Genomic DNA, 18,609 nt, shown 5'->3' with positions numbered 1-18,609 from the left:
TGGATAATACAAATTTTTATAAATTAGGAAAATGGTGTGAATAAAATGGAAAAAATTTCAGAATTAGGAAATAATTTAGAAAAAACCGTTAAAATTAATGTAGAAAAAAATAACGGTATTAGAGAAAGATTCAGTTATGAAAAATTAATGAAATCATTAATAATGGTTGAAACCCCATTCTTTGAATCTGACAAGATCATAGCAACCGTAGTATCTCAGCTATACGATGGAATCAAAACCAAAGAAATCAAAAAGATTGTTCACGAATGTCTAGAAGACATCGACCCTGAAATTGCAAACAAATACCTTGCAAGTACCCAATTAAAAGTAAGAACCTCAAGAGATACTATCGAAGCATTCGACTTATCAAAAATCGCTAACACCTTAATTGAAGAAACCGGTGCTAGTCAAGAAACTGCTTTTGAAATCGCTACAGAAACCTGGAAAGAACTCAAAAAATTAAATGTGGAATACCTGACCGCTCCAATGATTAGGGAAATGGTCAACACAAAATTAATCGAATACGGACTTGAAGATTTAAGAAGCCGTTACACCCGTTTAGGTATCCCTGTATACAACATTACCTCACTCATCGAAAACGGTAACAGGGACAACGCAAACATGATTCACAACCCTGAAAGTATCCACAAACATGTAGCAGACGAAGCATTAAAACAATACGCACTCTTAAAAATGTTACCTGGACACTTAGCAGATGCACACATGTCCGGTGATATCCACATTCACGATTTGGAATTTTTCGCTGGAAGACCAATCAACTGTCTCCAACATGATATAAGAACATTCATCAAATACGGATTAAAAGTTGATGGAACTGGAGACCACACTTCCATTGCAGGTGCACCAAACCATATGGAAACCTTAATGAACCATACCGGTGAAATCATGCTTGCAGCACAGCAAAACATGTCCGGTGGACAATCAATGTCCCTCTGGAACGTATTTGTTGCACCATTCGCAAGAGGAAGAAGCTATGACGAAATCAAACAGGCTGTACAAATGCTCATATACAACCTCAACATGGCATATGCAGCACGTGGATCCCAAGTGCCTTTCACAAGTATGGCATTGGAATTCGGTGTCCCTGATTTCTTAAAAGAAGAAACCGCATACGGACCAAAAGGTCAAGTTGTCGGAACTTACGCTGACTTTGAAGATGAAACCAGATTAATTCAAAAAGCATTCACTGAAACATTGCTTGAAGGAGACAATGAAGGTAAACCTCATTTATTCCCAAATACCATTTACACATTAAGACCTGAAACAATGACCAGTGAATACGAAGATGACTTAAGATTAGTTCATGAATTATCCGCAAAATACGGTTCATCATACTTTGTAAACATGTTCCCTGAATACCGTGGAAAAATGGCAAACTACATGGGATGCAGAACCTGTTTACAGGACACCTGGACCGGTGACTGGGACAAAGACTGTTTAAGAACAGGAAACCTCGCATACGTTACCTTAAACTTCCCAAGAATCGGATACCAATCCAAAGACGAAAACCAAGTATTCGAATACTTAGACGAATACATGGATCTTGCAGTGGAAACCTTAATGCTTAGAAGAGAACAAGCATTAAAATGTTTAAACGACTTCCACATCCTTCCATTCTTAAAACAAAAAGTGGGAGAAGAATCCTACTACAGAATTGAAAATTCAACATTATCCTTTGGTTTTGTAGGACTTAACGAAATGTTATTATCCCTCTTCGGTGAAGGTATCGAAAACCCTGACGCCAACAAGTTCGGTGTAAAATGTCTCGAATATGTAAACCAAAGAGCTAAAAAATTACAAGAAGAAACAGGTCTCAGATGGTCTGTTTTACAAACTCCTGCTGAATCTACTGCATACAGATTTGCAACCCTCGACAAAAAACAATTCGGAGACCAAGCAATCGTACAAGGTGAAGGAAACGCAAACTACTACACCAACTCCTCACATGTACCAGTAGACACAGGATTATCATTAATTGAAAAAATCAAAATTGAAGAGCAATACCACAGCTTAACTCCTGGTGGACACATCTTCCATGCATTCATGGGCGAATCATACTCCGATCCAGATTCATTAATGAGCTTAACCAATAAAATTGCTCGCAAATCCGATATCGGATTCTGGGCTTACAGCTCAGCATTAAGCTTCTGTTTAAAATGTAAAACTTTAATGAAAGGACTCAACAATAAATGTCCTACCTGTGGAGAAACCGAAGATGTAGAATGGTATGACCGTATTACAGGTTACGTACAACAAGTAGGTCGTGCAAAATCCGCATCCGGTGGATGGAACCCAGGTAAACGTCAAGAATTAATTGACAGAAGAAGATTTGAAGATAACTAAGGTTATCTTCTTTCACACCATTTTTTTATTTATTAGTATTTTCATATTATACAACCAAATTCACCAAAAAACTAAAAGTATATTAATACCATTAAACTAAAATTATAATATTATCATATCACTGATGGTAATAGTTATTTTCACATTCTATGTTACTAGTATTTATGGGCTTTTTTAATACTAGGTCGCTGATAACATAGATTCATACCCAGACGAACTGATAAGAGGTTATATAATGCAAAGATCAAGAGGATTAAAAAGTAGATCAAGAAAAAAAATGACTAAAGTACAAAGACCGGGTAGAACAAACCCAATTACTAACAGACTCCAAAGATTTGAAGAAGGAGATTTAGTTCACATTACTATTAACCCATCCATCCAAAAAGGACAACCTGCTCCTAGATTCCACGGTAAAACCGGTAAAATCACAGGACAAAAAGGTAAAGCTTACATCGTATCCTTAAAAGATGGAAACAAAGCAAAAGAGTTAATAGTAAGACCTGATCACTTAAAATTACAAAACTGATTTCTATGATTGGAAAAGAAGTTATTGAAAGCGAACCAATACCAAGTTCAAAAGTAAAAGAAATTCTTGAAGAATTCTCAGAAAACAACGAATTGAACTATGAACAAAATCTTACATTGAATCACATTTCCAGATTCAAAAGATACTCTGCTGAAGATGCGGAAGAAATTTTTCAAAAACTTCAAGATGAATTTGGATTAAGAGACAAGGTCGCTGCTCATATTGTTGACTTGGTTCCTGAAGACTTAGCGGACATGAGATTGATTTTCGCCAAAGAACCAACCAAAACAACCAAAGAGGATATGGAAAAAATCCTTGAAATGTTAGAACAATATGACTACGTCGAATAGTATTTCTACTATTCCCTTTTTTTATTTATTTTAAACTAATTTTACACAGCCATTACTTAGAAAGGTTAACTTCAAAAACCTTGAAAAAAACATCGAATTTTCACTATATTTTAGATATCTTTATTATACTTAACAATCAAATTTATAAATAACTTTATATTATAGCATAAGTTATAATAAAAAAACAATAGTGAGTGATAAAATGGATAATAGAAATAAAAATGAAAAAAAACCAACAGTGCAAAAGGAAGAAAATGCTGTTGTGCTTGATTATCTCAGTCGTGGATATGTCAAATCTGATATGTCTAAATTCGGTGGTAAACCTATTGCTCAAGCTATTGGTACAGAAAAATTCACTTTACTTGAATTAGCTCCTAAAAATGGTGTTGATTTAGAAATCCAAGATACCGTATATATTGGTAAAGGAAAAAGAGATAAAATATACAGGGTTCTTGGAAAATTAGATTATGAAAACCTTACCGCAACAAGCAGAATCGAAATGGATTATGCTATACGCGATATTGTTGAAGCTAATGAAGATAAATTTGTTGAATTCTTTAACACTGCAGATTCAGTAAGTACAAGAATGCATTCTCTTGAACTGATTCCTGGAATTGGTAAAAAATACATGTGGGACATCATCAAAGCAAGAGAAAAACCTTTTGAAAGTTTCAAAGACATTTCAGAAAGGCTTCCAACTTTAGCTGATCCTGCAGGAATGATTGTTAACCGTGTTAAACAAGAACTTGACACTACAAAACCAAAAAGGGGTAAGAATAAATATTACTTATTTACACAACCTCCAAGATCTTCTAGAAGATAAGTGATAAATTGATTAGTGAAAATTCCCAATCCCTATCCAAAATAACCAAAGATATCTTGAATGAAAATGGGATAAAGTTAAACAGAAATCTGGGTCAGAACTATCTGATTGATAAAAACAAAAGAGACCAGATTATTGACTTTGGAAACATCACAAAGGATGATGTTGTTTTGGAAATCGGTACGGGAATCGGTACACTAACAATTGAACTTGCCAAAAGAGCAAAAAAGGTCATAGCCATAGAACAGGACTCAAATATTTGTGAAATACTGGCTAAACGACTTGAAAAAGAAAACATAGATAATGTAGAACTGATTAACGATGATGCGTTGAAGGTGGATTTTGCCCCGTTCAATAAAATCATCTCTAACCTACCTTATCAAATCTCATCACCGATTACATTTAAATTTCTCGATTATGATTTTGACCTTGCGATTCTAATGTATCAAAAGGAATTTGCCCAGCGCATGAATGGTGAAGTCGGATCAAAGAACTACTCAAGACTCTCAGCGATGCTTTACTTTAAGTGCGATGTCGAAAAGATGACCGATGTGAGCTGCGAAAGCTTCATTCCAAAGCCGCAGATAGACTCCACTGTCGTCAAACTGACACCAAAGGAAAATACAATAGCTGAGGATGATTTTAAAACTTATTCTAAATTTACAAAAGCCCTTTTTCAACACAGAAACAAGAAAATACGCAATGCCCTTATTGATTCAAGACACGTAATCTCAAATATTGACAAGAAAGTCCTGAAAAAGAGATTGAATGCGATTGAGGATGAAAAACTTATTGATTATCTTAAAAAAAGGGTTGTCGTTCTCACTCCCGAAGAGATTATGTTCATCTCAAAAAACCTATACCCATTATTTGAAGAGTGATTTTATGGCTGATTTTATAATTAACACTGATGACAATGTATATATCCCGGCGGAGGACAGCTATCTTCTTGCCGACAATCTGGAAATAAAAGAGGGACAAAGCGTATTGGAGATTGGTACAGGTTCTGGGATTGTCGCCATGTATGCCTCAAGGCTGACTGATAAAATCACGGTTACCGACATCAACTTTGATGCCTGTGAGCTTGCCCGAAAAAACTTCGAGGACAACGGCATAAAAAACATTGAAATCCTATTCGGCAACCTCTTTGAACCTGTTGAAAATAGAAAATTTGATGTAATTTTATTTAATACTCCATATCTACCAACCGAAGATGGCGATGTTATTGATGACACTTTAAATTATGCATTCGATGGTGGATTAAATGGTCGAAAAGTAATTGACATGTTTTTAAATGAAGTGGAAAATCATTTAAATGACGGTGGAATTGTGCAGATGATACAGTCTTCACTGTCAGGCAATGAGGAAACCCTGCAGAAGTTTGATGAAATGGGATTCATTGCAGAAATAAAGGAAAAGGAACACTTCTTTTTTGAAGACATAACATTGATTAATGCTTACAAAATTTAAAAGGTGATACAATGGAACAATGGAAATTATCAATACTTATTGGTGTGATTTTAATAATTCTTGCGGCATTATTTGCAGCAATAAGAAAAGAAATTAGCATATGGACAATACTGATTGTGATATTGGCGGTGGTCGATATTGCAGTTGGAATATTAAGAAAAATGAAGGAGAATTAGAATTCTCCATCGAAAACTAATTTGGCTGGGCCTTCCATGAAAGCGCCCAAAGCATCTTCTTTTTCATATACATTGAATTTCAAGTCTCCACCAGGCAAATGAAGCAATACATCACTATCAAAGAGGCCGAGCTTAAATCCTGAAATTGCAGTTGAGGTTGCACCGGTACCGCATGCGAGAGTTACTCCAGCACCACGTTCCCAGGTTCTCATTTTACCCTCGTTTTTGGAGATGACCTCAACAAAGTGAACGTTGATCTTTTCAGGGAACAATTCATGTGCCTCAATGGCGGGGCCGTACTTATCGATGTCAATTGCGTCAACATCATCAACGAAGATGATTGCATGAGGGTTTCCCACACTGATTGCGGTTACGTTGAATGTTGTATCGACAACTTCAAGTTCGCCGTCAAGGAATTCATCCTCATCACTTGTCATTGGTATTTCAGGAGTCTTGAATGTTGAAAGTCCCATGTCAACCTTGAAGAGCACCGGCTCATCGTCTTCAAGAGTGATTTCAATGGTTTTGATACCTGCACGGGTTTCAACAGTCATTTTTTCCTGTTTTAGGATGCCTTTTCTGTAAACAAAGTCTCCAAAACATCTGATACCGTTACCGCACATTTCAGCTTCACTGCCGTCAGGATTGAACATTCTGTATCCGATGTCGGCAACTTCAGACGGTTCCACAAATAAGACACCGTCCCCTCCGACACCGAAGTTTCTGTGACAAAGAATTCTGCATGCTTCAGGTTTGTCAGCTTCAGGAATGACCTCACCGTCGAATTCGTTGATGATTGGGAAATCATTTCCGATTCCATGCATTTTTGAAAATTTTAATCCTTTTAAATCTACCATAGTATCAACTTATTTTAAATGTGGTGGAACTCTTTGTTTTGCATACAAGTCTTCAAAGGTTTCTCTTTCACGTACAATATTACATTTTCCGTCAGTTACGAGAACTTCTGATGCCAATGGTCTTGAGTTGTAATGTGATGCCATGGTGAAACCGTATGCTCCCGCATTCATGATACCTAAAACGTCACCCTCTTCGACGTCAGGCATTGGTCTGTCACGTGCAAACAGGTCACCTGATTCACATACGTTACCTGCAATATCCACTTCCTGGGTGTTGGCAGCGTCCATTCTGCTTGCATCCACGATGTGGTGGTATGAGTCATACATTGCCGGCCTTAAGAGTGTGTGGAAACCAGCATCCACACCGATGAATTTACGGTAGCTTTGTTTTACACTGTTTACGGTTACTAAAAGCACACATGCGTCAGCAACAAGGTATCTTCCAGGTTCAAGATACATTGTAGGGTTGCCCATATCATACTGTTCGAGTTTTTCCTTGAAGAGTCCCACATTGACTTCAGCAAATTTGTCAAGGTCAAGAAGTTTTTCTTCAGGAGTGTATGGAACACCTACACCTCCACCGAAGTCAACGAACTCAAAATCGATTCCAGCTTCCTCATGGACCTTTCCTGCAATGTCCATTGTGGATTCGATAGCGAGTTTGAATGGTTCAGGGTCAAGGATACCGGATCCGATGTGGGAGTGCATACCTACAGGATTGAATCCGAGTTCTTTTGCAAGTGAATAAACCTCTGATGCCTCATTGTCCATGATACCGAATTTACTCATTACACCACCGGTGATACAGTGGTCGTGGTGTCCTGCACCTACCATTGGGTTTACCCTGAATGATATTTTAAGTCCTTCAGGATCAACTATTTTTGCAAGTCTTTTGAGTGCTGAGACTGAATCGATGTTTAAGACAGCCCCTTCGTCGTGGACGAATTTCAATTCATCATTGGTTATGTTGTTACCTGTGAATAATATTCTGTCACCTGAAAAGCCGAGCATTTTTGAAATGTGAACCTCACCAGGTGAAACTGCGTCAATACAGCAGCCTTCACTTTCCAATATTTTCATTACTGCAAGGTTGGTATTGGCTTTGCATGCGTAAAATACTTTAAAGTCAGGATAATATTTTGAAAAGGTTGAATAGAATTTATTGTAGTTTTCTCTTATTCTGTTTTCATCCATTACATAGGTTGGAGTTCCGAATTCTTCTGCAATGTCTACTGCATCTGCGCCACCGATATCAAGGTGGTTTTTATCGTTTACTTTAATATTTAAATCCATAATCTAAACTCCTTATAAAGTTTCATTATAGTTATAGATATTGATTTGTTTTTATTTAAAAGTAATTAAGGAAAAGCATTTTCCGATAAGAATGGCAAAATGTTTAAAAATATATTGTTAAAATTAAATAATATGAAAAGAGATTACGGACTTACAATGAGAGGAATTATCAAAAATGACGATGGTGAAATTCTAGTCCTTAAAAGGCATCCCAAAAGCCGTACCGACCCGGACACCTGGGAACTTCCCGGAGGCAAGGTGGAAAATGGCGAGTTTTTCGATGATGCACTTTTACGGGAAATAAAGGAGGAGACAAATCTTGACTGTAAGGTGGGAGATCTTGCAATAGCCATACAGCACGATTATCCATTTAAAAGAACAGTTCAGATGATAATGTATCTTGATGATGTTAAGGGTGAGGTAAAAATTAGCGATGAGCATACCGATGCAAGGTACGCTTCAATAGATGAAATCAAAACCCTGACACTGTCAGGTTGTCTAGAAAAAGTTTTAAAAAAAAAGAATTATAGGCTTTAGAGTATTTCATCTAAAGCTTTTACAAACTCATCAATTTCTTCTTTGGTAATTGTCAATGGTGGTACGAACCTTAAGACATTGCCAGAGGTACAGTTGATTAAAAATCCTGCTTCACGGAGTTTGTCAACGTATTCAGCACCAGGTTTGGTCAGTTCGATTCCAACCATCAATCCGACACCACGCACGTCAGCGATAATTTCCTTATCCAATTTTTTAAGCTCTGATAGGAAGTATTCGCCGACTTCATTGACATTTGCCAGGATGTCCTCTTCTTCAAATGCGTCAAGTACGGCATTTGCTGCAGCCGCTACCAATGGACCTCCACCGAATGTGGTACCGTGGTCTCCTGGAACGAAAGCGCTAGCTACCTTTTCGGTTGCAAGGATTCCGCCCATTGGGACTCCTCCACCGATTCCTTTAGCCATTGTCATTACGTCAGGTTTTACATCGAACAATTCATGTGCAAAGAGTGTTCCGCATCTTCCAAAACCGGTCTGGACCTCATCGACAATGAATACGATGTCGTTTTCATTACAGATTTTCTGGATTTCTTTTAAGTATTCAATATCAGGAACGTTGACTCCACCTTCACCCTGTACAGGTTCGACAATGATTGCGGCTGTATTTTCATTGACCGCTTCCTTGATGGCTTCAATGTCATTGTATGGAACGTTGATGAATCCTTTTGGCATTACTGCCTTGAATGGTTCATGGTATTCCTCATGACCGGTTGCAGCAAGGGTCATTATTGTCCTTCCGTGGAATGAATCAACGGTTGAGATGATTTCGCTTTTACCTGTGTATTTTACAGCAAGCTTTATTGCTCCTTCATTTGCCTCAGCACCGCTGTTTGCATAAAATATTCTGTCAAAGCTTGTTTTGTCAATTAATTTTTTAGCATAAACCAATGCAGGCTCATTGTAGTAGATGCTTGAAATGTGGATCAGTTTTTCAGCCTGGTCCTGGATTGCCTTTACAAGCTTAGGATGATTGTGGCCTAAGCAGTTAACTGCAATTCCTGCAAACATGTCCAGATATTCGTTTCCGTCAATGTCTGTTACCTTACAGCCGTCCCCATGGTCGAGCACGATTGGTTGTCTTGTGAAAGTGTTAATAAAATAATCGTCTTCAATTTTAATTAATTCTTGAGTATTCATTTTATCCTCCATAAACTATTTAATCAATAATATTTATATTAATAGTATTATTTAAAAATTAGGTGAAAAAATGAAAGTCGCAACTATTGAAACTGATAAGGGAAACATTGTTCTCGAACTTTTCCCAAATGAAGCACCTGGAACTGTAGCTAACTTTGAAAAACTAATAAAACAAGGTTTCTATGACGGATTAACCTTCCACAGAGTAATACCTAACTTTGTAATCCAAGGTGGATGTCCTAAAGGTAACGGTACAGGCGGACCTGGATACACAATCAAATGTGAAACCGAAGGAAACCCTCACAGACACGGAACCGGTGCACTGTCCATGGCACACGCTGGTAAAGATACCGGTGGAAGCCAATTCTTCATTACACACTCACCACAACCACACTTAGACGGTGTCCACACAGTATTCGGTCAAGTTATTGAAGGCATGGATGTCGTTAACGCAATCCGTCAAGGAGACGTAATGAACAAAGTAACCATCGAAGAAAGATAAATTCTTATCTTTCCAATTTCTTTTTTTTAAAAACTAATAATTGAATCTTACATAGGACTTGTTGAACCCTAAAACGTTAGTATACTCCAATTCACAATTGTTTTCTCTTAATTTCCTGATTGTTTGAGATTCACTGAACTCATCATCGCTGAACGGATTATATAGCTCACCGTCATCTATGAACTGAACCACAGCCTTGCCGTTTATCATCCTTAAGGTAATGTCGATTAGCTCAACCGAGGAATCATGTTCAAAAATGTTTTCACATATGCCCTCCACTGATGAGAAAAACATCGGGGAATATTGCTTGAATGTTGTTTCAACCTTTTGTGAGACTTCTTCAGGATACTCATTATGGTCCTTGCTAAATGTGAAATTCAAAAGATTTGAATCCTGAAGCAATAATATGCTTTTGATTTCACTCTTATGAGACTTTTGCAGGCGTATTGCCATTCCAATATAAATTAAAATAGGTACTGTTTCAGACAATAAGATTGCAATCCATATGCCTATTCCACCCAATATCTGAGTCAATATCAATGCCGCAGAAATGGAAATCAGGAACTCCTCGGAAAATGTGATTATGAATGAAATCCTGTTCTGTTCAATGGCCTGGGCATAATTGGCCAGAAGATATGACATGCATCTACCAATCAATCCGAATGAGGTCACGCGTATTGCAAAGCTGACAATCTCCACGTATGTTGGGTCGGTAATGTTGAAAAGCTTTATCAGTATATCCGGATAGACAAAGAAAGAACCGCAACAGGCACGCTAACTATTAAAATCTGCTTGATTGACTTTTTGATTATATACTGCACTGCCTTGAAGTCCATTTCCTTATAAAACACTGCCACAATTGGACTCATTGCCTTCATGATTCCGGAAAGGACAATGTATACGAATGTTTCGGAGTTGTCATATACAAGAAAGGCCAAAAGTCCCGCAGCACCGTAATAGGTGGAGCAGAGATATGTGAATACCGCCATCTGAGTTGAGAAGAATATCTTTCCCACAACCTCCGGAGTGTTGAGAACTATTTTTTTGAATGAATCCAAGCACTGCCCAATTTTCAGTTTGGTGAGTGAAACGAACTTGAATGTTCGGCGTTTGCTTAACAGGTATTTTGATATATAGGCCACCCCTACAGCGTATCCAACAACTGTTGACAATGCTGCGCCTTCAATTCCCATGTTGAAGAATTTCAGGAATATTACATCACATATTATATTTGTCACATTTGCTATCAACACTGAATAGAAAGGTAAATTCGGATACCCGTCGGAACGAATAAAATAGGAAATAACTATGATGAAACAGTTCAGCGGATAGAAAAACATCATTACATGCAGATAGCTTTTAGCCTGATAGAAAATATTTGAAGGAATGTTTAAAAGCTGCAGTATATTGTCTGCAAAAAAGAATATCGCCGCAATATATATCAGGGAAAATACAATGATTCCTATAATCGAAACTGTAAAATAAAAATTGGACTTCCCCTCATCCAAATCGGATTTTGCCCTTAAAGCCAGTAAGCTTCCTCCCTGACCAAAAAGAATGTAGAAAATACCAGTAAAATAAAGTAGGGGAGATATCGAATTTATTGGGGCCAGCTGTGAACCTCCAATGAATATTCCTACCATGATAACGTCTATGACAACCGCAATCTTTTCAGACATCACCATAAACAATGTAGGCAGCAACAACCCGTAATACTTGTCCCTTAAGAATCGATATTTCCTTTCCATAATATGTACTCTATAATTTACATCATATATATTTGAAGATTACAAGTAATCAACCATCTCGTCCATGCTCACATTACGGGAGTGCAATGGAGAAGGTTTTGATTTATCTGAAGGATATCCTATAGGAAGCAGTGCGACTGTGACCATATTCTCCGGCAGGTCAAATAGCTCATCGAGCACCCTCTTGTCGTATCCCCTGACCCAGACGGAACCTATTCCAAGGTCATATGCCTCAAGCATCATCTGTGTTGTTGCAATAACCGCATCATCAAGGCCTGCATCATGCCCGTCAACTGTTTTCCATGAAACGCTCTTATCATAACATATCAAAAGCACTATTGGAGCGCCGAAACAGTAGGGAGTGAAGTTTCTGATCTTTTCAAGTCCCTCTTCACTTTTGATTACAAAAACCCTCTGCGGCTGGAAATTGTTTCCTGTTGGTGCGACCTGTGCCGCCTTTAGAATCTTTTCAAGTTTTTCATCCTCAATTTCCCTGTCGGAATATTTTCTCACCGAATACCTTTCACAGGCCAACTCCAAAAAATCTTTCATAATATCACCTTAATGAATCGTTGTATACTATTTTATACACTCATAAGATAATAGTATTTCCATATGAATCATTCTGAAGTTTTCGCCTTGATTCCAACAAATGAAGCGAAAACAGATGCTATACACAATACCACACAAATGATGCAGGTTAATTGACAGCTTTGAACCAGCATAGGATAGTATTGCTCAATAATCGGAACGTCACCCATAACAAATGCAAACACAAGTGTCAATATTCCCATACTCATCGCCTGGCCAACTGTACGCATGGTTGCAACCGCCGCCGATGCCACTGAAGTGTCCTTTGGCGGAACTGAACCCATTATCACATTTGTATTCGGTGGGGAGAACAGCCCAAACCCGACACCGTAGATTATCATCGACATTATTAGAAACTCAATTGAAGTGGCACTGTCGAGTGATGAAAATAAAAACAGTGATATTGTTCCAAGACCCATTCCAATTGCAGCCAATATCTGGGGAACGAACTTGTCGGACAGCCTTCCTGCAATCGGAGCCAAAACTACCTGACATAACGGTGCCACAAGAAGAATTATTCCTGCAGTCTGTGAATCGAATCCCTTAATGTACTGCAAGTGATAATTTAGGATTGTTGTAACCGCATATGTCGCCAGATAGGCGCACAGTGATGCGAAGTTGGCTGAGAGGAACTTATGGTTTTTGAAAAACTTGATGTCAAATACAGGATAGTCCTGCCTTAATTCAATCAGTGCGAAAATCACAAGGATTATGACTCCCAATATTGTCAGGATTATTCCCAGTTGTGTGTTGAGAACTGTGAATCCGTACATGAAAAGAACTATGCCTACTCCATATGCCAAGGATCCTTTAAGGTCAAGAGGGATATTTTCAAATGATGACCATTCCTCATCGATTCTTGTCAGAAGCAACGCCAGAATAACAAACAGGAATGGAACTCCGAAAAGCACCACTGACCTCCATCCCAAATTAAAGTTGAGGATTCCTCCAATTACCGGAGAAAGTGACAGCCCCACATAAACACCGGTAATGTTTATTCCCAGTGCCTTACCACGCTCTTCAGGAGGAAATACATTCACTATCATTGCCATTGAAGTGACATTGATGAATGCCAGTGAAATTCCCAAAATGAACCTGCATGCTAAAAACTGCTCGGATGATGTGACAATTACATTGACGATGGAGATTATGATAAACAGTATAATGTTGAAGTTAGTGACCTTCTTAAGGCCGTATTTGCCGGAAATCTGACCGGCGGGAACGGACAATACCGCCACAATAAGTAAAAAGATGATGGTTACCCAGTTCTGAACTATATTGCTCATGTGAAATTCAGCCGCAATGCTTGGAATTACAATATTGACTGCATTAACGGCAAAAACAGTGAAAAATGACAATACAGTACAAATCAACAAGAGTAAATTTTTATTCTCCATTAATTATAATATGGAGTTTATGGAATATGAACTTATACGTTCAAAAGTCCAACTGCTCGGCAAGGCAGATATTGCAGACCGCATTTGGAGTGTCGATGTTAGCATCCCTTACAGGACATAAAAATTTTCCATCCCTCTCCTCGACCTTAAGAGATCCTGGAAATGGAGTGCCCACAGGATGGATTGACTCCTCCAAAATAAATGTTGCATAAAGTGAAGCAATATAGAAAATTAGTGGACTCTTATTTTTGGATGTTTCCTCATTATGATTTACTTTTAAGGTTGTTATTGCATCGCCTAAAGCTTTTCTGTCAATTTCCTTACTGTAATCATTTGTATCCTTTGGGATGTCTCTCACGCGATAGAGAAAGGACATATATGACTTCTGGCTGTCTTCGCGATAGTTTTCCTGCACGTACTTGTTTTCCTCAATCACTTGGGAGGCGAATGTCATCATGTCAAAAACAGAAATGTTAGATGAATACTTTTTCAGTATTTCAAAGACCGAATTTCCTGAAATAGTCTTGTTTTGAGAAATGAGACTTGTAAGCTCATCACACATTTCCATATATTCATCTGACATTCAAATTCCCCATTTAAAATCCAAAGGAAAAACCTGCATTCTTACAGACACAATAGCGGCACAATGAGTTCTCGTCTTTTATGCTCATGATTCTTGACTTGCATTTGTATTCGCCGTTTTCCAAGAATACCTGATCTTTTACAGGGCTCTCGCCAACAGGATGCAATGGCCTTTTTGCCATCAACGCCAGGTAAAGTGAGATGTATTTTGTAAATTCCCTTGTTTCCTCATCCCCTCCGGCATAGGTGTCGAAATAAAAGTCAATGTCTTTTTTGATGTTTTCCACCACTCCGTCCTTGATGTCATAGTCATCGGTGATGTTTAGGGCAAAAATCTCATCCCAAGCCTCTGAATTGTACTTTGCAAGACTTTTTGTTAATGGATCCTTGTATCTGTCATCTGTAACCTTGTTTCTGAGATATTCTATTGGATAATCCTTCAAGTTTTCCCTGATTTCCTCAAGTAATTCGGTTGCTTTCATAATAATACATTAATTTATAAATATATGTAACTTTTGATAACTCATTTGAGCTTGCTCATCAAACCTGATTTTCTTGCATAGTGGAACAGGTAAAGCTGCACATAGCCTGCATTGTCACCAAACTCTTCCATTCCAAATTCACGGACTTTAGCAACGCTGATATCCTTTCCCTCGAAGTACAGGTGTGAAACTATGCGCTTTATCCACACATCTGAAGGAAATGCTTCCCTGAAGTTAAACCCGTAAAGCAGTATGCAGTCCGCCACTTTCGGACCCACTCCCGGAACTTCCAGTATTGTCTCGAATGCCTCATCATAGCTCATCTTGAAAATATCCTGAAGGTCAATTTCATCTGTAAACATCTCGCTTGCCCTTCTCATGTAAGGTGCTCTATATCCCACGCCACAATTCTTTAGATTATTTGTGCACTTTGAAATATCTTGAATATTTGACAAATCTGATTCCTCTTCATCATCCAAGTATACCTTTAATAAGTCGTTGCTTTTAGGAAAAGTATAGTAATCGCCATGTTGATTTCCCCAATTCTGCTTAATCTGTGAAACCGATTTGGTCCATCTTTTTATGGAATTGTTTGCAGAACAGATTGATGATATTACACACTCGAATGGGTCGGGTGCCAAAAACAGTCTCAGTCCATTGCAGAACCTGGACATTTCGGCCAGCTCGGCATGGTTGGCGAGATATTTATAGAACTTGTCCAAATCAAAATCCAAGTCAAAAATGTAGTTGAGCTTATCGGTAGCCTGATTTTGTGAAATGTCTCCGGAATAGCTGAAATCCAAAAATTCTACGGATTGTTTAACATCAAAGACAACCGGTTCGCCGTTAACGTTGACAACATTAGAAAAAGTGCCTTCAACCTCATGCCATGGAGGCTGTGAGGTCTGACCTGACAATTGGGTCAATTCCAAGTCAATAGGTGTCTTTATAATCATAAGCGAACAGCCACATTATTTTCCTTAAGGTATTCCTTTACGGTTCCTATTGAATATTGGTTGAAGTGGAATATGCTTGCAGCAAGTGCAGCTGAAACATCGGTTTTTTCGAAAACTTCCAATATATGCTTAGGTTCGCCGACCCCGCCACTGGCAATGACTGGAATGTCAACCACATCATTTATTGCCTTATTTAACTCAATGTCATAACCGTTCTGGGTTCCATCCCCATCCATACTGGTCAACAATACCTCTCCGGCTCCGCGTTCCTGGCATTCAATTGCCCATTGGATTGCATCGATTCCTGTAAATTCACGTCCGCCGTAAATGCTTGTGTCAAACCAGCAGTAGCCTTTATCGGTTTCAATGACTGTCTTGTCCTTTGAATCGTCAGGATGGTCAACATATCTTCTTTTTGCATCTATTCCAATCACGACAGCCTGTGATCCTACAACCTTGGATGCTTCGGTTAGAAGTTCAGGATTCTTGATGGCTGCGGTGTTGGTGGAGCACTTGTCCGCTCCTGCCTTAAGCATATTGATGTAATCGTCAACCTTTCTTATTCCCCCTCCTACGCAAATTGGCATGAAAACATTCTCAGTCAATCTGTCGATAACATCGGCCATGGTTGCGCGTCTTTCATGTGAAGCTGTGATGTCCAATACAACCACCTCATCAGCACCTTCCTCATAGTAGCGTGTAGCAAGGTCAACTGGATTTCCAGCATATTTGATTTCCTTAAACTCGACCCCTTTAACGACACGGCCTTCCGGAACCTGCAAATCACAATCTAGACAGGGAATAATTCTTTTGGTTAACATTCAAATCATAAAAAAAGTAGTGTTTTTTGTTATAAAATATTCTTAAGCAGAATATCTTAAAACAAAACATAATATCGCTAAAATAATAGTAGCTACAATAACATGCTCTGGTGAAAGTTTTGGACCTAAACTTTCTTCATCAAAGTATCTTACCAAACCTGCACCGGTTTGAGGCATTGAAATTTTATTATCTTTTTTTGCCATGATAAATCTCCATAAAATTAATTAAATAAAATAACTGAATATAAATATTTTCTTCATAGTATATAAAAATAATGCACACAATTAGTCGAACATTATTAAATTTTCAATTTCTCAATAACCTTGATGTCGCTTATTCTGGTATCAGGATACTGACCGTCCTCATCCTTCTCGACAGCCTTTACCATATCCCATACGGTTAAAAGTGCAACGCTTACTCCGGTGATTGCTTCCATTTCTACACCGGTTTTTCCAAGGGTATTTACCGCACATTTTGCAATGATTTCATCTGATTTGACCTCAAAGTCAAGTTCTATTCCAGTCAATGCAAGAGGATGGCATAACGGTATGATTGAGGAAGTGTTTTTTACCGCCTGAATTCCGGCAATCTGAGCTGTGGTCAATACGTTACCCTTTTTTATTTCCTCATTTTGAATCATGTCAATGGTATGTTCATCGAGAAATATGCTTCCCTGTGCAACGGCCCTTCTTTTTTGATCAGGCTTTTCGCCGACTTCAACCATGTGTACTCCGCTGTCTGTTAAATGTGTAAATTCATCCGCCATATTATCACTTTTCACTTACTTCCAATACATCCAATTGTTCGCAAATTGCATTAACGCCCAAAATGTCACTTACATTAGGCTGGCTTCTTCCCTCATCACCGGAAATCAGTTCCTTGATGTAGAGTCCGCCTTCGGTTTTGATGTTCATGACAAAAGTCTTATCATCAATTACCTCATATGATAGGTCAAGCACATGCTTTACACGTACCATATCAGTCCTTCTTCTAAGCACCCTTAAAGGTGTCTGCTGATTTATTTCATTCAATTCAAGCAGTTCATCAAGTTTTGCCGCATCATATGCCTCATCACACTTGACGATTGCCTTATAAACCTTATATGCATCTGGTGAAGACTGCTTTATTTCCGCCTTTCTTGGCCTTTCACAGAGTTTCAATCCATGGTAAGCAGTTTTTCCCTCATTGATTTTATTTATTTCATCTTCGAGTTTAGGCAAATCAAGTTTCCTTATTTTAGGTTCCTTGATTTCCAGAACGAATTGCCTTCCTGAACCCAGCATCAGCACATCAATGTCCTCACGTCCGGCACCATGGAACTTGGCCTCCCTGCCCTGAGTCAACTTTAAAAAATGCTCGGATATTAACTCTTCGACAGATTCGGGATACTGTTTTCCTGTGCCGTTGCACTCTTCACATCCTCTGCCCTTGCATTTGGTGCACGGCCATTTGGTCTGAGGTATTCCGCGCTTGAACTTGTTGTACTTTCCTTCAATGTACAACGGGTTAATCTGTATCCTGACTTTAGGGTCATTTCTCAAATCGATGCTGAATACAATGTCTTGCCTTTCAAATTCGGCATCCTTGTCATACCTTTCCCATATTCCAAGGCCGATTAATCTGTTGACCTCCTTTTTAAGGGTTTCAACACCTAAATCAAATTTTTCAGACAGCTCCTCGTCACGCTTTTGAATGTCCTTTGGGATTTGTGAGCCTACAAGAAATGTATCGAATTCGATTCCGAGCTGGTTGATTTTGGCATCGATTTTGTCATACAAATCATCATCAATCTTGTCAAAGATGTTGTCGCATATCACGCATTCAACATCGTCCAAATCAATGTCCAACTCGGCACATACCTTGTCGGCCCTTTCGATGTTGTTGGACCCTTCGACCGTCTTTGACAGCTTGCGCCCGAGACAATGCTTGCAGATCTTGCCGTCTGTTTCCTTTAAAATGTCACTAGCCAAAGTCAT

At 38.6% G+C, this 18,609-nt stretch carries 23 protein-coding genes; 9 read left to right on the top strand and 14 right to left on the bottom strand.

Going from position 1 to position 18,609, the window contains the following annotated elements; genetic code table 11:
* The first annotated feature begins 45 nt into the window (after nucleotides 1–45).
* The 7 genes from nrdD (at nucleotide 46) to QZV03_RS03250 (ending at nucleotide 5,709) form a co-directional block, all read left to right on the top strand.
* Entirely contained in the window at nucleotides 46–2,364 is a 2,319-nt protein-coding gene (gene nrdD, locus QZV03_RS03280; RefSeq protein ID WP_296874279.1) for an anaerobic ribonucleoside-triphosphate reductase, read from the top strand.
* Nucleotides 2,365–2,599: 235 nt separating this feature from the next.
* Nucleotides 2,600–2,890, top strand: coding sequence for a 50S ribosomal protein L21e (locus QZV03_RS03275; RefSeq protein WP_292893645.1), 291 nt, complete (start codon nucleotides 2,600–2,602; stop codon nucleotides 2,888–2,890).
* Nucleotides 2,891–2,895: 5 nt separating this feature from the next.
* Nucleotides 2,896–3,240, top strand: a complete 345-nt coding sequence (locus tag QZV03_RS03270; RefSeq protein WP_296874278.1) for an RNA polymerase Rpb4 family protein — start codon at nucleotides 2,896–2,898, stop codon at nucleotides 3,238–3,240.
* A 202-nt stretch (nucleotides 3,241–3,442) separates the two neighbouring features.
* Nucleotides 3,443–4,063, top strand: a complete 621-nt coding sequence (locus QZV03_RS03265) for a DUF655 domain-containing protein (protein ID WP_296874277.1) — start codon at nucleotides 3,443–3,445, stop codon at nucleotides 4,061–4,063.
* An 8-nt stretch (nucleotides 4,064–4,071) separates the two neighbouring features.
* Nucleotides 4,072–4,944: a 16S rRNA (adenine(1518)-N(6)/adenine(1519)-N(6))-dimethyltransferase RsmA gene (rsmA, locus tag QZV03_RS03260; protein ID WP_296874276.1), complete on the top strand. Its 873-nt coding sequence runs from the start codon at nucleotides 4,072–4,074 to the stop codon at nucleotides 4,942–4,944.
* 4 nt (nucleotides 4,945–4,948) lie between these two features.
* Complete coding sequence (locus tag QZV03_RS03255; protein WP_296874275.1) at nucleotides 4,949–5,533, top strand: HemK2/MTQ2 family protein methyltransferase; 585 nt, start codon at nucleotides 4,949–4,951, stop codon at nucleotides 5,531–5,533.
* 11 nt (nucleotides 5,534–5,544) lie between these two features.
* Nucleotides 5,545–5,709 (top strand): hypothetical protein, encoded by a 165-nt coding sequence (locus QZV03_RS03250; protein ID WP_296874274.1) that lies wholly within the window; start codon nucleotides 5,545–5,547, stop codon nucleotides 5,707–5,709.
* Here the strand turns inward: QZV03_RS03250 and dapF are convergent.
* Entirely contained in the window at nucleotides 5,706–6,566 is an 861-nt protein-coding gene (gene dapF / locus QZV03_RS03245) for a diaminopimelate epimerase (RefSeq protein ID WP_296874273.1), read from the bottom strand. The genes QZV03_RS03250 and dapF overlap by 4 nt on opposite strands.
* Nucleotides 6,567–6,575: 9 nt before the next feature.
* Nucleotides 6,576–7,859, bottom strand: coding sequence for a diaminopimelate decarboxylase (gene lysA / locus QZV03_RS03240; protein WP_296874272.1), 1,284 nt, complete (start codon nucleotides 7,857–7,859; stop codon nucleotides 6,576–6,578).
* Nucleotides 7,860–7,991: 132 nt separating this feature from the next.
* Here lysA and QZV03_RS03235 point away from each other — a divergent pair, with 132 nt between their 5' ends.
* A complete protein-coding gene (locus QZV03_RS03235) occupies nucleotides 7,992–8,396 on the top strand; it encodes an NUDIX domain-containing protein (protein WP_296874271.1) in 405 nt (134 codons plus the stop codon).
* Here QZV03_RS03235 and QZV03_RS03230 read toward each other — a convergent pair.
* Complete coding sequence (locus QZV03_RS03230) at nucleotides 8,393–9,553, bottom strand: acetylornithine transaminase (protein WP_296874270.1); 1,161 nt, start codon at nucleotides 9,551–9,553, stop codon at nucleotides 8,393–8,395. The two genes, QZV03_RS03235 and QZV03_RS03230, sit on opposite strands and share 4 nt — an antisense overlap.
* 70 nt (nucleotides 9,554–9,623) lie before the next feature.
* Here QZV03_RS03230 and QZV03_RS03225 point away from each other — a divergent pair, with 70 nt between their 5' ends.
* Nucleotides 9,624–10,055: a peptidylprolyl isomerase gene (locus QZV03_RS03225; RefSeq protein ID WP_296874269.1), complete on the top strand. Its 432-nt coding sequence runs from the start codon at nucleotides 9,624–9,626 to the stop codon at nucleotides 10,053–10,055.
* Between the two features lie 33 nt (nucleotides 10,056–10,088).
* On the opposite strand, the gene QZV03_RS03220 is transcribed toward QZV03_RS03225, so the two are convergent.
* The 11 genes from QZV03_RS03220 to QZV03_RS03170 all read right to left on the bottom strand — a co-directional run bounded on the left by QZV03_RS03220 (nucleotide 10,089) and on the right by QZV03_RS03170 (nucleotide 18,609).
* Entirely contained in the window at nucleotides 10,089–10,754 is a 666-nt protein-coding gene (locus QZV03_RS03220) for a hypothetical protein (RefSeq protein ID WP_296874268.1), read from the bottom strand.
* Between the two features lie 32 nt (nucleotides 10,755–10,786).
* Nucleotides 10,787–11,803, bottom strand: a complete 1,017-nt coding sequence (locus QZV03_RS03215; protein WP_296874267.1) for an MATE family efflux transporter — start codon at nucleotides 11,801–11,803, stop codon at nucleotides 10,787–10,789.
* 39 nt (nucleotides 11,804–11,842) lie between these two features.
* On the bottom strand, nucleotides 11,843–12,355 hold the full coding sequence (locus tag QZV03_RS03210; RefSeq protein ID WP_296874266.1) for a nitroreductase family protein: 513 nt from the start codon (nucleotides 12,353–12,355) through the stop codon (nucleotides 11,843–11,845).
* A gap of 68 nt (nucleotides 12,356–12,423) precedes the next feature.
* The gene (locus tag QZV03_RS03205) at nucleotides 12,424–13,770 is read right to left on the bottom strand and encodes an MFS transporter (protein WP_296874265.1); all 1,347 of its coding nucleotides are present in this window, start codon (nucleotides 13,768–13,770) and stop codon (nucleotides 12,424–12,426) included.
* Nucleotides 13,771–13,831: 61 nt separating this feature from the next.
* Complete coding sequence (locus tag QZV03_RS03200) at nucleotides 13,832–14,374, bottom strand: DUF2115 family protein (RefSeq protein WP_296874264.1); 543 nt, start codon at nucleotides 14,372–14,374, stop codon at nucleotides 13,832–13,834.
* Nucleotides 14,375–14,387: 13 nt separating this feature from the next.
* Nucleotides 14,388–14,855 carry a DUF2115 family protein gene (locus tag QZV03_RS03195; RefSeq protein ID WP_296874263.1) on the bottom strand — a complete coding sequence of 156 codons (468 nt, stop codon included), beginning with the start codon at nucleotides 14,853–14,855 and terminating at the stop codon, nucleotides 14,388–14,390.
* Between the two features lie 41 nt (nucleotides 14,856–14,896).
* Entirely contained in the window at nucleotides 14,897–15,811 is a 915-nt protein-coding gene (locus QZV03_RS03190; protein ID WP_296874262.1) for a DNA glycosylase, read from the bottom strand.
* Nucleotides 15,808–16,632 carry an imidazole glycerol phosphate synthase subunit HisF gene (gene hisF, locus QZV03_RS03185; protein ID WP_296874261.1) on the bottom strand — a complete coding sequence of 275 codons (825 nt, stop codon included), beginning with the start codon at nucleotides 16,630–16,632 and terminating at the stop codon, nucleotides 15,808–15,810. The genes QZV03_RS03190 and hisF overlap by 4 nt, the downstream gene beginning before the upstream one ends.
* 42 nt (nucleotides 16,633–16,674) lie before the next feature.
* Nucleotides 16,675–16,836, bottom strand: coding sequence for a preprotein translocase subunit Sec61beta (locus QZV03_RS03180; protein WP_116592850.1), 162 nt, complete (start codon nucleotides 16,834–16,836; stop codon nucleotides 16,675–16,677).
* A gap of 95 nt (nucleotides 16,837–16,931) precedes the next feature.
* A complete protein-coding gene (gene moaC / locus QZV03_RS03175; protein WP_296874260.1) occupies nucleotides 16,932–17,399 on the bottom strand; it encodes a cyclic pyranopterin monophosphate synthase MoaC in 468 nt (155 codons plus the stop codon).
* Between the two features lie 4 nt (nucleotides 17,400–17,403).
* Complete coding sequence (locus QZV03_RS03170; RefSeq protein WP_296874259.1) at nucleotides 17,404–18,609, bottom strand: tRNA pseudouridine(54/55) synthase Pus10; 1,206 nt, start codon at nucleotides 18,607–18,609, stop codon at nucleotides 17,404–17,406.

It is taken from the genome of uncultured Methanobrevibacter sp., from assembly GCF_902788255.1.
Lineage (GTDB): Archaea > Methanobacteriota > Methanobacteria > Methanobacteriales > Methanobacteriaceae > Methanocatella.
Note: the sequence above shows the minus strand (reverse complement) of the source record. Positions and strands in the feature narration are given on the sequence as shown.